Below are 13,201 nucleotides of genomic sequence, written 5' to 3' on the forward strand. Positions count from 1 at the left end.
GGTTCTGCGGCGGGCGCCGGGCAACCGTCAGAGGTAGCGGATGCCGCCGTGGTGCAGCGAGGAGCCCACGCTGCTGCAGTACGCGTAGCTCCAGACGCCGTCGCCCGCCTGGCGCCAGACCCCGTACACGGTCTGGCCGTTGTTGCACTGGGCCCAGGCCTGGTAGTAGGTGGACGTCGTCGTCTGGGAACAGTAGACGCCGAACGTGTTGCTGTCGTTCCACGTGGTGCAGTCGTTGCCCGTCGTGGTCGCCGACGCCGGCGAGGCGCTGAACACGCCGAGCGTGAGCGAAGCGGCGGCGATGGCCGATGCCGCCAGGGTGCGCATCTTGAGCATGACGTCTCCTCATGGGTCTCGAAACAGGCCCGGTCGCGGGCCCGTACCGGCGGTCGGCAACGGCGCTTTCGGGCGATACCGACCGGAATCGCAGCCGCCCCCGCATTTCTCGCGCTTCGGGTGAAGGCCGCTGAATTCATGAATGAGGCTAGGACGGCTGCGAAGCGATCGGCAGAGTGAAAGCGGATGATCAGACGCCGTGCACAGATCCCGCGACGCAGTGCCGAATTACCCGGACAGCGAGCGGTGGCGGTGTTCGCGCGGGGTGAGCCCGTAGGCGGCCTTGAAGGCGCGGCCGAACTCGGAGGCGCGGGGGAGGCCGCAGCGTGCGGCGACGCTGTGGATCGGCAGGGCGCGCAGGGCCGGGTCGGCGAGGTCGCGGTGGGCCTTCCGGAGCCGCCGGCCGCGGATGAACGCGGCGACGGTCTCGCCGTGGGAGTACCGGGTGAACAGGCGGTGCAGGTGGCTGACGGAGATGTGGTGGGCGGCGGCGATCACGGGCGGGGTCAGGTCGGGGTCGTGGAGGTTGTGCCGGATGAACTCCCGGATGCCCTCCACCACGGCCAACTGCCGGGCCTCCTGCGACAGCGCCGTCCCCGTGGCGAGTTCCCGGGCGATCCAGACGGCGACCAGGTCGACCACGACCGTCCCGAGGGAGGACGCCTCGGCCGGCCCCAGGGCCGCCGCCTCGCGGTCCAGGGCGCGCAGGAACTCCGCCAGCAGCGCGCCCGTGCCCTCCCGCCCGGACAGCCGCCGCCCGAGCAGGCCGCGCAGCCGGTGCGGCGGCACCGGCAGCAGCGAGGCCGGCAGGTCGACGCCCAGGTCGGCGATCCGGAGCTCCTCCCGGGCGGGCCGGCCGACGCCGAAGCACCACAGGTCGAAGGCGTGCGGGCTGTCGACGAGGAGGTCCCCGGCGCCCGACGCCCCGCTCCGGCCGTCGGCGGTCAGCAGGGTCAGGTGGTACGACTGCTCGCCCGACTGCCGCGCCGCCGCCGCCTCGTACCGTGCACGCGGCGCCGGGGACGGCGGGGGTGGGGCGTCGGGCACCGGGGACGGCGGGGACGGCGGGTACGACGTTCCCGACAGCGCCACCGGGCCCAGCTCCAGCCGCCGTATGCGCGCCGGCAGACCGCCGACCCCGGCCGCGCACACCATCCTCACGGACATCTCCGCCCCCTCCTGGTCGCTTCCCTCGCCGAGCCGGCAAGCCGTCGCTCCAGCATCACCGCGTTCCCGGGTGGTTCGCCGACGGACCGCTTCGAAATGGCCACGCGCCACGCCCAACACCCAGCGCCCGGGGCCCAACTGGCCACCGCGGCACGGCCGTCTCCCCACCGGCCCTTCGGCCGCCAATCGGCGGACGGTCGGCGTGTGCCCGGGTGTCCTCCCGCTCCCGTCCGGGGCGCCCTGGTAGCTCTACCGCCATGTCCCATCACCTCAGCGGACCGAACCTCCGCTCACCGCGCGGCGACGCCCGGCTCGACCTCACCGACCTGTTCGCCTTCCCGGCCCCCGACGCCCTCGGCCGAACCGTCCTCCTCATGAACGTGAACCCGTACGCCCCCACCGGCGGCGCGGAGTTCCACCCGGACGCCGTCTACCGCATCAACATCGACAACGACGGCGACAACCGCGCCGACGTCGCGTACTCGTTCACCTTCTCGGCCCCGGTCGCCGGGGCCCAGACCGTCACCGTCCGCCGCGCCACCGGGGAGGCGGCGCAGCGGCACGAGGCCTCGGGCGACGTCGTCTTCGCCGACGCGCCGGTGTCCTTCGGTGACGCGCCGCACGTCGTCGCGTCCCCCTACGGCGGCTACCGGCTCTCGGTCGGGCTGCGCAGCGACCCCTTCTTCGCGGACCTCGAAGGGATCGTCGACAACTTCACCTGGACCGGCAAGGACGCGATGGCGCAGGCCAACATCTTCGGCATCGCCCTCGAAGTGCCGGACACCGACCTGGGCCCGGAGCCGGCGATCGGCGTGTGGGCGCGGGTCAGCCTCCACCAGGACGGGCAGCTCGTCTCCGTCGACCGCGGCGCCCACCCGTCCCTCACCGCGTACTTCAACGCGGAGGAGGTCAAGGACCTGTACAACACGGGGGAGCCGGCCGACGACTGGGACAAGTACCGCGAGCCGTGGACGGCCGTCCTGCAGCACACCGGCGACTACACCACCGACGCCGCCACCGAGACGCTGAAGCTCGTCCTCCCCGACGTCCTGCGCTACGACCGTTCCCGCCCCGCCACCTACCCCAACGGCCGCACCCTCACCGACGACGTGACCTCCGCGCGCCTCACCATGATCTCCGGCGGCAAGGTCACCACCGACCACATCCCCCCGCACACCGACCTGCTCCCCACCTTCCCCCACCTCGGCCACCCCCACCCGTACCCCCCGGCCGGGTAACCGCCGCACACGCGCGGGAGTGGGAAGTCGGCGGGAGCGACTTCCCACTCCCGGTCGGACTTCTCCGCGATCACTCGGGGATGAGGCACTGGTTCTGCGGGTCGTAGCAGTTGAGGCCCATCGAGGAGGCGAGCTGTGCGGCGTAGACGGCCGTCTCCATCACCATGCTCCAGCGGATCGGGAAGTAGATCAGGGGGCCGCTGGCCTCGGCGATCAGGGGGCAGGCCGACCACGGGGAGGTGTCGTGCTCGTCCTCGGTGAGGTCGGGCCAGCGTTCGAGGAGGGCGGCGACGTAGGCGGCGATGCGCTCGGTCGGGGGGATGTCGGGGCCGTCCGCGTCGACGTAGCGGTCGTACAGGTCGTTGAAGCACTGGCTGGCGGCGGCGTCGTCGGCGGGCCGCTCGCCCTCCCACACGGCAAGGTCGTAACTCATGGGCGCAGCTTGCCAGCCCGCACTGACAACCGGCGGAGGGCGGAGCGGCGGTGCGGACGGGACTACACGTGGGCCAGGGGGCGGCGCTCGCCGTAGCGGGCCTCGAACTCGGCGTCGCTGAGGGCGTTGAGCTCCCGGCCGGTGATGCGGCCGGTCATCATGTCGAGGAGGAAGGACGGCAGGGGGGTGGCGCGCATGGCGTCGGTCATCGGGCCGGGGACGGTGTGGACCTCGGTGTCGACGCGGCCGTCGGCGTGGAGGCGGTAGGTGCGGTAGCCGGGGCCCTCGAAGGCGCGGGCGGACATGTCGAGGCTCATGAAGCTGGACGGGGCGACGTAGACCGGTCGGCCCTCGAACTCGCCGGAGAGGTCGCCGTGCAGATGGCCGGCGCCGATCGCCCGGATCTTGGGGAAGTCGCGGACCAGCTGGGTGAGTTCGCGGTAGCGCTCGGTGTCCGGGGCGGTGTGGGGCAGCGGCGGCTGGTGGAGCCAGAGGAACACGTGCTCCGCCGCGGTGGCGGTCAGGATCGCGCGGGCGCGCTGCTCCTCGACCGGGGTGAGGCCGGGCTGGCCGGCCCGGTGGACCCGGTCGTCGAGGTCGCGGAAGGTGCCGTCGCCCGCGGCCTCGCGTCCGTGGGCGTTGGCGTCCACGAACAGCATCAGCCAGTTGCCGACCCGGACGGCGGGTTCGAGGTGCACGTTGGGGCGGGGGAGGCAGGCCTGCATCGGCTCCTGGCGGTCGTGGTTGCCGCCGAGGCAGTAGACGGGGGTGGGCAGCCGGTCCAGCATCCCGCCCAGGCGCTCGTAGGCGCCGGGCTCGCCGAGGTCCGCCAGGTCGCCGGTGGCGACCACCAGCGCGGCGTCCCCGATCGTGCCCGCCGCTTCGGCGAGCACCGCCGCGAGGCCGTCCTCGGGCTCGTGGGCGACGAACGAGCGCGCACCGGGGGCGGTGCGGAAGTGGGTGTCGGAGATCTGGACGATGCCGATGGTGTCGTCGTGGTTCATGCGCGGCCTCACTCTGGGGGGCCCGGCCCCGGGTCCGTGGTCGGGCCCCACCGACGCTAGAGAAGTGGCAGAACTGCCAAATGGCAGTTGTGTGAATTTCTGCGGATCACTTCCTTGCGGTACGGGGAGTTGCCGCCGGGTCAGCCGTTCGCCGCCGGCGTCTCCCACGGCACCTCGGCGTCGAAGCTCGTGCCGAGCAGTCGCACGAGGTTCCAGTAGTCGTCGTCCTCCGCCTCCAGTCCGTCGAGGAGCAGCCGGGCGGGCGGGAACGGGCGGCCGGGCCGCAGCCGCGACAGCTCGATCAGCCGGGCCCGGTCCGCCGCCGGATCCGTCCCGCCGTCGCGGACACCGTCGAGCCCGCCGTCGAGGCCGCCGTCGAGCCCGGCCAGCGCGGCGCGGAGGGTGGGCTGGAACGCGCCCTCCTCCTCCCACACGCCTTCGATCTCCTCCAACTCGATCGTCACGAAGGCGCCCGGCGCCTTCTCGACCGCGCGCCGCAGCAGGGCGGCGTGGGCGTCGAGCGGGCCCTCGGCGGCGAACAGCGCGTTCAGCGCCGGAAGCGCGGCGTCGAGCTGGGCGAGCGCGCGGTCCTTGGCCACCAGCGGCGCGGTGGCCTCCACCTCGCCGTCCTCGTCCTCGTCCTCGTCCAGGTCGTCCTCGTCGATCGCGAAGACGCCCGTCACGAGGTCGGCGGGGCGGAACAGGGCGAGCCAGAGCAGCGGAACGCCGGAGACGTCATGGGCGACGACCCCGCCCCGCGGGTCGAAGCCCGGCACCTGGCTGGAGGGGTAGAGGGAGGCCACGTCGGTGGCACACAGATAGGAAGAGTTCGCCATTCCCGGAGGCTAGCGGGCTCCACCGACGGCACCGCCGATGAAACGCAGCAGATGGTCGTTGACGACATCGGGGCGTTCCAGGTTGAGGCCGTGGCCGGCGTGTTCCACGATCTCGGCCCGGACGCCCGGGATCAGCGCGGTGACCCGGGCGAGGGCCGGGCCCGGGCGGAGGAGGGCGCTGCGCCGGCCGAGGAGGACGAGGGCGGGCAGGCGGATGGAGCGCAGTTCCTCGTCGGTGAAGGGGCGGGCCGGCGGGCGGGTGGTGGGCTTGTAGGTCCGCATCGCCAGCATCAGGGGGGCGATCATCTCGGGCGGCGAGCTGAGCGCGGGGTTGGCGAGCAGGCGGCCCAGGGCGGGGCGCCAGCGCCGGGGGGCGAGCATGCCGAACAGGCCGCCGATCATATGGGCGTAGAACCGTGCGGGGACCTTCCCGATGCCGCCGGGGTCCAGCGGGGCGACGGAGGCGAGGCGTCCGGGCGCGTGGACGGCCTGGTTGAGGGCCAGCCAGCCGCCGTAGGAGAGGCCGACCAGGTGGACGCGGTCCAGTCCGAGGCCGGCGAGGACCTCGTCGAGCCAGGCGGCGTTCTCCTCGGGGCCGGCCGCGACGGCGCGTTGGACGCTGCGGCCGGGGTCGTCGAGGGTGTCGACCGCGTAGACCGGGTGGTGCTCGCCCAGGGCGGCGACCTGCGGGTACCAGTTGGACGCGTGCCCGGCGTGGCCGTGCAGCAGGACGACCGGTTCGCCGGTCCGGAGGCCATGGCGGTGGACGTGGATGGTGCCGTAGGAGGTCTCGACGTCCAGTTCCTCGCGCGGGGCGGGCCACAGCTCCATCGCGCGGTCGTACGCGGCGAGGAACCGGGTGCGGGCCTCGTCGCTGGTGAAGTGTCCGATGGCTGTCCTGGTCATGGGTCCCCTCCCGGAACGCAGAGCAAGCAGGCGGCAAAGCAGCAGCTCTTGATGGTATGTTTGTACCATAAAAGAATCCGAGAGGAACCGGAACCCGATGCCCAAACTGGTGGACCACGAGGAACGGCGCGCCCACATCATCGACGCCCTGCTGCGGGTGGCGGCGAGCGACGGCCTGCACGCCGTCACCATGCGGTCCGTCGCGACCGGGGCGGGCGTCTCGGTGCGGCTGGTGCAGTACTACTTCGACACCAAGGAGCAGCTGCTGCTCGCCGCCCTCGGCCGCCTCGCCGTCCGCATGGGCGAGCGGGTGCGCGACCGCGTGCGGGCGGCCGGATCCTCGACGGCTCCGCGCGGCATCGTCGAGGCGGTGCTGCTCGAAGCCGTCCCGACGGACGACGAGAGCCGCACCTTCCACCTCGTCTACACCGAGTACGCGGTGCTCTCCGTCACCGATCCGGCGCTCGCGGGCCAGGCCTTCCTCGCCGCGCCCAACGAGATGGAGGGCTTCCTGGTGGCCCAGTTGACCGCCGCCCAGCGGGCCGGCGACACCGACCCGCAGCTGGACGCCCGTCAGGAGGCCGTCGTCCTGCTCGCGGTCTCCGCGGGCCTCGGCCTGAGTGTTCTGCTGGGCCAGCGCACCGCCGACGACGCGGCGGCCGTCCTGCGCTACCACCTCGGCAGGCTGTTCCCCGGAGGCGTCAAGTCCGCGTCCACCACGGTCCGTTGATCGGGTGAACGCCGTGGGAATGTCCGGCCGCCGGGTGACGGGGGTCGGGAAGCTGGGGGCATGACCGAGCCGACGAAGCCCTTCCGGCCGCCGCGCGGAGCCGCGATGACCACGATGGCCCTGTCCGTCCTCACCGCCGCGGCGACCGCGGCCTCCTCGGCCACCGCGGCGGCGGCCGACGTCCCGGAGCAGGGCCACCGGGTGTTCACCGAGGGCCGGTCGTGGGACCTCGGGGACGCGGTCACGTCGTTCACCGTGTACCTGTGGGGCGCCTGATCAGGCGGCGCGCAACGGCTTGGCCATCAGGATCTCGCGGCTCACGCCGTCGGGGAGGAGGTCGCCCGGCTCGCCGGTGTCGGTGAAGCCGGTGCGCGCGTAGAGGGCGAGGGCGTGGGCGTTGTGCGGCATCACGGCGAGGCGCAGGGCCGGGAAGCCCTGGCGGGCGGCCCACTGCTCGATCGCGCCGATCAGCCGGGCGCCGACGCCCCGGCCGCGGGCGTTCGGGCCGACCCACATCGAGATCAGCTCGGCGTGCCCGCCCTCCGGCACGCCGGTCGCCATCGCGGCCGGCTCGCCGTCCACGAAGGCGACCAGGTCGAGGGCGCCGGGGATCTCCAGCCGGGAGCGCCAGCGCTCCTCGCGGTCGCCCTCGCCCTGCCAGGCGGCGAGCGTGGAGCCGAAGGCGTACGGCGCCTCGGCCAGGGCGGCCAGGCGCAGCTCGCGCCAGAGCGGCCAGTCGCCGGAGGTCAGTTCGCGCAGTTCGATCACGGTGTTTTCGATCACGGTGTTGACGATGCCCCGCCATCGGCCCCGGTGACAAGCGGTTTACGCCCCCGGCGGGGCTCCGGGGGCGTGAACCGCTCACCCCGCGAGCGGCGGGTTGAGGCGGGCGAAGGCCTCCTGGCGGCGGTACGGGAAGTAGGGGTACGGCGCGGTGCGCAGGCTCGCGGCGTCCAGCCGGGCCACCTGGTCCGCCGTCAGCTCCCAGCCGACGGCGCCGAGGTTCTGGCGCAGCTGCTCCTCGTTGCGGGCGCCGATGATCACCGAGGAGACGGTGGGGCGGCGCAGCAGCCAGTTGATCGCGACCTGGGGGACGGTGCGGCCGGTCTCCTCGGCGATCGCGTCCAGCGCGTCCACCACGTCGTACAGCAGCTCGTCGTCGACCGGCGGGCCGTAGTCGGCGGTGTCGTGCAGGCGGCTGCCGGCCGGGACCGGGGCGCCGCGGCGGATCCTGCCGGTGAGCCGGCCCCAGCCGAGCGGGCTCCAGACCAGGGCGCCGACACCCTGGTTCTGGGCGAGCGGCATCAGCTCCCACTCGTAGTCGCGGCCGACGAGGGAGTAGTAGACCTGGTGGGCGGCGTAGCGGGGGCGGCCGTCGCGGTCGGCGGCGGCGAGGGACTTCATCAGCTGCCAGCCGGAGAAGTTGGAGACGCCGGTGTAGCGGACCTTCCCGGCGCGGACCAGGTCGTCGAGGGTGGCGAGCACCTCCTCGACGGGGGTGGCGGCGTCGAAGGCGTGCAGCTGGAAGAGGTCGAGGTGGTCGGTGCCGAGGCGGCGCAGGGCGGCATCGACGGCGGTGACGAGGCGGGCGCGGGAGGTGCCGGCGTCGTTGGGGCCGTCGCCGACGGGCAGGCCGGCCTTGGTGGAGATCAGCACCTGGTCGCGGCGGCCCTTGATCGCCTGGCCGAGGACCTCCTCGGAGGCGCCGTCGGAGTAGACGTCGGCGGTGTCGAAGAGGGTGAGGCCGGCGTCGATGGCGATGTCGAGCAGGCGTCGGGCGTCGGCGGCGTCGGTGTTGCCCCAGGCGCCGAAGAGCGGGCCGCGGCCGCCGAAGGTGCCGGTGCCGAGGGAGAGGGCGGGGACGGTGAGGCCGGACGCGCCGAGGCGGCGGTACTCCATGGGAGGTTCCCTTCGCTAACGGGACTGCTGTGCCGTTAAGATGGCTCCGACCCTAGCACCGTCGGCGACACTAATGGAACAGGAGTCCCGTTAATGACTTCATCGGGCACGCAGGGCGCCAGCGGCACGCAGGGCACGCAGGGCATGCAGGGCATGCAGCGGCCGGGCGGCCGGACGGCGCGTGTGCGGACCGCCGTGCTGAAGGCCGCCGAGGACGCCCTCGTCGAGGTCGGCTTCGCCGGACTCGACCTCGGCGACATCGCCCGGCGGGCGGAGGTCGGGCGCACCACCGTCTACCGGCGGTGGGGCTCGGTCGGCGCGCTGCTCGCCGACGTCCTCACCGACATGGCCGAGCAGTCCCTCCCGCGCAGCCGCACCGGCTCCCTGCGCGAGGACCTGCGGGCCAACGCCCGCCTCGTCCAGCGCACCCTGGCCGACCCCCGGCAGGGCGCCCTGTTCCGCGCCGTCCTGGTCGCCGCCACCTGCGACGCCTCCGCCGCCGAGGCCCTCCACCGCTTCTACCGCGCCCGCGTCGAGGAGTGGTCCCCCTGCGTGACGGAGGCCGTCGACCGCGGCGACCTCCCACCGGGCACCGACCCCGCCGAAGTCGTCCGCGCCGTCTCCGCCCCCCTCTACTACCGCATGCTCACCGCCCCCGAGCCCCTCGACGAGGCCGCCGCCCACCGCGCCGCCGACGCCGCCGAGGCGGCGGCGAGGGCGGGCGCCTTCCGGCCGGCCGGGCCGGAGGCTATATAGATTTCTGTATAGTCGCTGCCGTGCGAGAACTGTGGCGGCTCGAAATCGAGCCGGAGGTCCGGCAGTGGCTGGAGCTGCTTCCCGATGCCCAGTACGACAAGGTCGAGCGGGCTGCCGACATGCTCGCGAGTCGGCCGAGCACGAGTACGACCGGATCAAGGAGGAGAGTCCGTGAACCACGGCGAGTGGAAGACCCGGCGGACCAGGAAGCTCCTGGGGGAGACGGTCGAGGAATCCGCGGCCTATGTGGAGGCGGGGTACGCATTCGCGCTCGGGCAGGCGGTGTACGACCGGCGCACCGCGCTCGGGCTGTCCCAGACCGAACTGGCCCGTCGTGCCGGTATGACGCAGCCGCAGATCTCGACGATCGAGGGCGGTGATTCGTTGCCGACACTGCCGCTGCTCCGGCGGCTCGCGCGGGCGCTGGACGCTGCGCTCACCATCGACCTCGACGGGGATGCCTCGTCCTTCGTGTTCTCGCCCCACGACGACCGGACGCCACGGGACGGCGGCACGTCCGGGGCCGGGCGGTCGGCTGCCTAGCCGCCGGGCTCCAGGGGGGTGGTGTGCTGGGTGATGAAGGACTGGGCCTGCTCGGCGGTGAGGGGGTGGGCGAAGAGGTAGCCCTGGCCGAGGGGGCAGCCCATGGCGGCGAGGAGGTCGCGCTGTTCGGGGTGTTCGATGCCCTCGGCGATGACCTGGACGTCCAGGGTCTCGGCGATCCGGGTGATGCCTTCGACGAGGGCGTACTGCTGCCGGGAGAGGCCGAGGCCGTCGATGAAGGACTTGTCGATCTTCAGCACGGAGATCGGGAACTCGCGCAGGTAGGAGAGCGAGGAGTAGCCGGTGCCGAAGTCGTCGATGGCGATGCCGACGCCGAGTTCGCCGAGGGTGCCCATGTCGGTGTGGACGCGGTCGTCGCGGCGCATCAGGACGGACTCGGTCAGCTCCAGGACCAGGGACTCCGGGGGGATGCCGGAGGAGCGCAGGGCGCCGCGGACCACGTCGACGAAGCCGGCGTCGCGGAACTGGCGGGCGGAGACGTTGACGTTGACGCGCAGCGGGGGCAGGCCGGCGGCGGCGCGGGCGCGGGTGCTGAGGGCGTGCCAGGCGGCCGCCTCCTGGGCGGCGCGCTCCAGGACCCAGGCGCCGAGCGGGACGATCTGGCCGCTCTCCTCGGCGAGGGCGATGAACTCGTCGGGCAGCACCATGCCGCGCCGGTCGTGCGGCCACCGCACCAGGGCCTCGAAGGCGACCAGCTCCCCCGTCCGCAGATCGACGATCGGCTGGTAGTACAGGCGGAACGCGGACTCGGCGATCGCGGTGTCCAGGTTCTCGTTCAGCTCGTGCCGCGCCATCAGCCCGGCCTGCAGCGCCGGCTGGTAGAGGCACCACTGCCGCTTGCCCGCCGCCTTGGCCGAGTACAGCGCCAGGTCGGCGTGGCTGAGCAGCTCGGTGGCGTCCACGCTGTCCTCCGTCGTCGCCACCCCGACCGACGCCGACACCCGCACCGCGCCCGCGCGCAGCTTGAACGGCTCCGCGAACGCCGTCAGCAGGCCCTGCGCGATCACCCCGACGTCGGCCGGCTCCAGCGCGTCCTCCACCAGCACCGCGAACTCGTCGCCGCCGAGCCGGGCCGCCGTGTCGGAGGCGCGCAGCGCGGTGGAGATCCGCAGCGAGACGGCGACCAGCAGCTCGTCCCCCACCGCGTGGCCCTGGGTGTCGTTGACCACCTTGAAGTCGTCCAGGTCGACGAAGAGCACCCCGGTGACGGCGCCGCTGCGCTCGCTGCGGGAGAGCGCGTGGCCGACCCGGTCCAGGAAGAGCACCCGGTTGGCCAGGCCGGTGAGCGAGTCGTGGAAGGCCCGGTGGGTGAGTTCGCGCTCCATCTGCCGCTGCTCGGTGACGTCGCGCAGGGTGAGCACCAGGCCGCCGACCGTCGGATCGCCGCGCAGGTCGTTGCACCGCACCTCGGCCTCGATCGGCGAGCCGTCGGCGCGCAGCAGCCGCCAGTGCTCGCGCTGGGTGTCCAGGCCGGAGCGGGCGCCGCCGGCCACGGCGGGGCTGCGCATCCGGGCCAGCGCCTTGCCGACCGAGCGGCTGTCCTCGGGCGGGACGAGGTCGGTGAGCAGCGTGCCGTCGAGGCTCGGGTAGCCGAGGACGCGTTCGGCGGAGGACGCCGAGGCGTAGCGCACGGAGTCGTCGTTGTTGAGGATGAGGATGACGTCGCTGGCGCTCTGCACCAGGGTGCGGAAGTAGGCCTCGCTGTCGCGCCGGGTGATCTCCTGGCTGAGCATGACCCGCTCGACGGCGAGGGCGGCCTGGGCGGCGAGGATCTCCAGCGAGCCCCAGAGGCTGGCCAGCTCCTGTTCGGTGCCGGTGACGATGAGCGCGCCGATCAGCGGGTCGCCGGAGGGGCGCTCGGCGAGGGTGAGCGGGCACAGCAGGGCGCTCGGCATGCCGTCGAGCCGGCCGGCGAGGCCGCTGCCGATGGCTTCGACGGGCAGCAGCCTGGTCTCCCGGTAGGCGGCGAGGGCGAGCACCTCGTCGGAGCCGCCGCCGGCGCCGAGGTGGTGGCGGCCCGCGCCGCGCTCGGCGTGCCGCACGTGCAGCACGCCGCCCTCGGTGACGGCGAGCAGCGCGACGTGGCCGGGCTCGGTGGGCATCAGGGTGGAGGCGGCGGCCTGGACGGCGTCGGCGACCTCCTCGACGGTGACGGCCGCGGTGAGCACGGAGCCGGCCTCGCGCAGCGCCCGCTCCCGGGCGACGGCCTGGCGGCGGGCGCGCACCACGACCGCGAGCCGGGCCAGTACCAGCAGGTAGAGGACGGCGGAGAAGGCGCCGATGACCCCGGCGTTGCTGGTGTTCCCGTTGCTCGCCTCGACCATCAGGATGGTCGGCGCGATCAGCGAGGCGGCGGCGAGCAGGGCGAGCCGCCCGGGGCCGATGTCCGGCTGCTGGCTGGGGATGGGCCTGGTCAGCTCGACCATCGAGGGGTGCAGCGCCGCCGCGCCCCAGGCGGTGTAGAAGGCGGCCCAGCCGAGGTCGACGGGGGTGCCGATGCGCCAGTCGCCGTGCAGCAGGATCAGCCCGTACAGGATGTCGGAGACCAGCAGGCCGACGGTTCCGGCGGCGAGCAGCTGCAGTGAGCGGCTGACCCCGCCGCGCGGCACGATCAGGCGCAGCAGCAGGGCGAGCACGACGACGTCGCCGAGCGGGTAGGCGATCGAGACGGCCTTCTGGAACCAGTCCAGGTCCGGATTGCGGGCGTAGGGCAGGATCAGGTAGATCCAGGCGAGCAGCGCCAGGCCCATGGTGAGGATGAGCGCGTCCAGCAGGCTGGCCCGGTCCTGATGCGCCGTCCGCCAGCGGATGAAGCCCAACACGCCCGCCGCGTACAGCAGGTACTCGGCGAGGTAGAAGCCGTCCGCGATGGACGGGAAGGGGCTGCCCAGGTGCAGGAACTGCATCTGGACGACCTGCACCACCTCGCCCGCGGTGAAGCTGAGGTTGGCGAGCGCCAGCAGGCACCAGTAGACGGCGTGGGAGGGGCGGTTGAGCCGGACGCCGACCACGATGGCGGCGACGCCGCCCAGGCCGATGCCCGTCCACCAGATGATCCGCTGGGAGGGGTTGGTGTAGTAGATGCCGGTGAACAGCACCATCCACACCAGGTAACAGACCATCAGGCGTTGGCGCCGACGTGTCAACGAGCTACCTCCTCCTCGGCATCACCACGCCCGCCCGGGGGCACGGGCGGTGGGGTCCGGGCAGGGGCTCGCGAGCGTCCGGCCCGGCCCCGGAGGGTCCGGTCGGACGTTCGAAATGGGCCTTGAGTGCGTATAGTCGGAAATGTCGCACCTCCCAGCATTCTGCCGCCACAGCACGAGGTCAAG

14 protein-coding genes are annotated in these 13,201 nt (G+C 73.2%); 5 read left to right on the plus strand and 9 right to left on the minus strand.

Annotated elements, in window-relative coordinates:
* Positions 1–27: 27 nt before the first annotated feature.
* Positions 28–336: a hypothetical protein gene (locus ACFCLZ_RS29545; RefSeq protein WP_380280907.1), complete on the minus strand. Its 309-nt coding sequence runs from the start codon at positions 334–336 to the stop codon at positions 28–30.
* A gap of 228 nt (positions 337–564) precedes the next feature.
* Positions 565–1,503, minus strand: a complete 939-nt coding sequence (locus ACFCLZ_RS29550; protein ID WP_380280909.1) for a helix-turn-helix transcriptional regulator — start codon at positions 1,501–1,503, stop codon at positions 565–567.
* 257 nt (positions 1,504–1,760) lie between these two features.
* Between ACFCLZ_RS29550 and ACFCLZ_RS29555 the strand changes: the two genes are divergently transcribed.
* Positions 1,761–2,741: a DUF4331 family protein gene (locus tag ACFCLZ_RS29555; RefSeq protein ID WP_380280911.1), complete on the plus strand. Its 981-nt coding sequence runs from the start codon at positions 1,761–1,763 to the stop codon at positions 2,739–2,741.
* 70 nt (positions 2,742–2,811) lie between these two features.
* Here ACFCLZ_RS29555 and ACFCLZ_RS29560 read toward each other — a convergent pair whose 3' ends face one another.
* The 4 genes from ACFCLZ_RS29560 to ACFCLZ_RS29575 all read right to left on the minus strand — a co-directional run bounded on the left by ACFCLZ_RS29560 (position 2,812) and on the right by ACFCLZ_RS29575 (position 5,920).
* Positions 2,812–3,174: a hypothetical protein gene (locus ACFCLZ_RS29560; protein WP_380280913.1), complete on the minus strand. Its 363-nt coding sequence runs from the start codon at positions 3,172–3,174 to the stop codon at positions 2,812–2,814.
* A 62-nt stretch (positions 3,175–3,236) separates the two neighbouring features.
* Positions 3,237–4,178, minus strand: a complete 942-nt coding sequence (locus tag ACFCLZ_RS29565; RefSeq protein ID WP_380280915.1) for a metallophosphoesterase — start codon at positions 4,176–4,178, stop codon at positions 3,237–3,239.
* A 140-nt stretch (positions 4,179–4,318) separates the two neighbouring features.
* On the minus strand, positions 4,319–5,014 hold the full coding sequence (locus ACFCLZ_RS29570) for a hypothetical protein (RefSeq protein WP_380280917.1): 696 nt from the start codon (positions 5,012–5,014) through the stop codon (positions 4,319–4,321).
* Between the two features lie 9 nt (positions 5,015–5,023).
* Positions 5,024–5,920, minus strand: a complete 897-nt coding sequence (locus tag ACFCLZ_RS29575) for an alpha/beta fold hydrolase (protein ID WP_380280919.1) — start codon at positions 5,918–5,920, stop codon at positions 5,024–5,026.
* A 97-nt stretch (positions 5,921–6,017) separates the two neighbouring features.
* Between ACFCLZ_RS29575 and ACFCLZ_RS29580 the strand changes: the two genes are divergently transcribed.
* Together ACFCLZ_RS29580 and ACFCLZ_RS29585 are read left to right on the plus strand one after the other, a co-directional pair.
* Complete coding sequence (locus tag ACFCLZ_RS29580) at positions 6,018–6,650, plus strand: TetR/AcrR family transcriptional regulator (protein WP_380280921.1); 633 nt, start codon at positions 6,018–6,020, stop codon at positions 6,648–6,650.
* 60 nt (positions 6,651–6,710) lie between these two features.
* Entirely contained in the window at positions 6,711–6,926 is a 216-nt protein-coding gene (locus tag ACFCLZ_RS29585) for a hypothetical protein (RefSeq protein ID WP_380280923.1), read from the plus strand.
* Here the strand turns inward: ACFCLZ_RS29585 and ACFCLZ_RS29590 are convergent, their stop codons facing one another.
* Positions 6,927–7,418 (minus strand): GNAT family N-acetyltransferase, encoded by a 492-nt coding sequence (locus tag ACFCLZ_RS29590; protein WP_380286319.1) that lies wholly within the window; start codon positions 7,416–7,418, stop codon positions 6,927–6,929. It abuts the gene before it with no gap.
* A 93-nt stretch (positions 7,419–7,511) separates the two neighbouring features.
* A complete protein-coding gene (locus ACFCLZ_RS29595; RefSeq protein WP_380280925.1) occupies positions 7,512–8,549 on the minus strand; it encodes an aldo/keto reductase in 1,038 nt (345 codons plus the stop codon).
* Positions 8,550–8,642: 93 nt separating this feature from the next.
* Here ACFCLZ_RS29595 and ACFCLZ_RS29600 point away from each other — a divergent pair, with 93 nt between their 5' ends.
* Positions 8,643–9,305 (plus strand): TetR/AcrR family transcriptional regulator, encoded by a 663-nt coding sequence (locus ACFCLZ_RS29600; RefSeq protein WP_380280926.1) that lies wholly within the window; start codon positions 8,643–8,645, stop codon positions 9,303–9,305.
* A gap of 171 nt (positions 9,306–9,476) precedes the next feature.
* On the plus strand, positions 9,477–9,848 hold the full coding sequence (locus ACFCLZ_RS29605) for a helix-turn-helix domain-containing protein (RefSeq protein ID WP_380280928.1): 372 nt from the start codon (positions 9,477–9,479) through the stop codon (positions 9,846–9,848).
* On the opposite strand, the gene ACFCLZ_RS29610 is transcribed toward ACFCLZ_RS29605, so the two are convergent.
* Positions 9,845–13,015, minus strand: coding sequence for a putative bifunctional diguanylate cyclase/phosphodiesterase (locus ACFCLZ_RS29610; protein WP_380280930.1), 3,171 nt, complete (start codon positions 13,013–13,015; stop codon positions 9,845–9,847). The two genes, ACFCLZ_RS29605 and ACFCLZ_RS29610, sit on opposite strands and share 4 nt — an antisense overlap.
* Positions 13,016–13,201: the final 186 nt, after the last annotated feature.

The organism is Kitasatospora purpeofusca (assembly GCF_042691725.1).
Classification (GTDB): Bacteria; Actinomycetota; Actinomycetes; order Streptomycetales; family Streptomycetaceae; genus Kitasatospora; species Kitasatospora purpeofusca_B.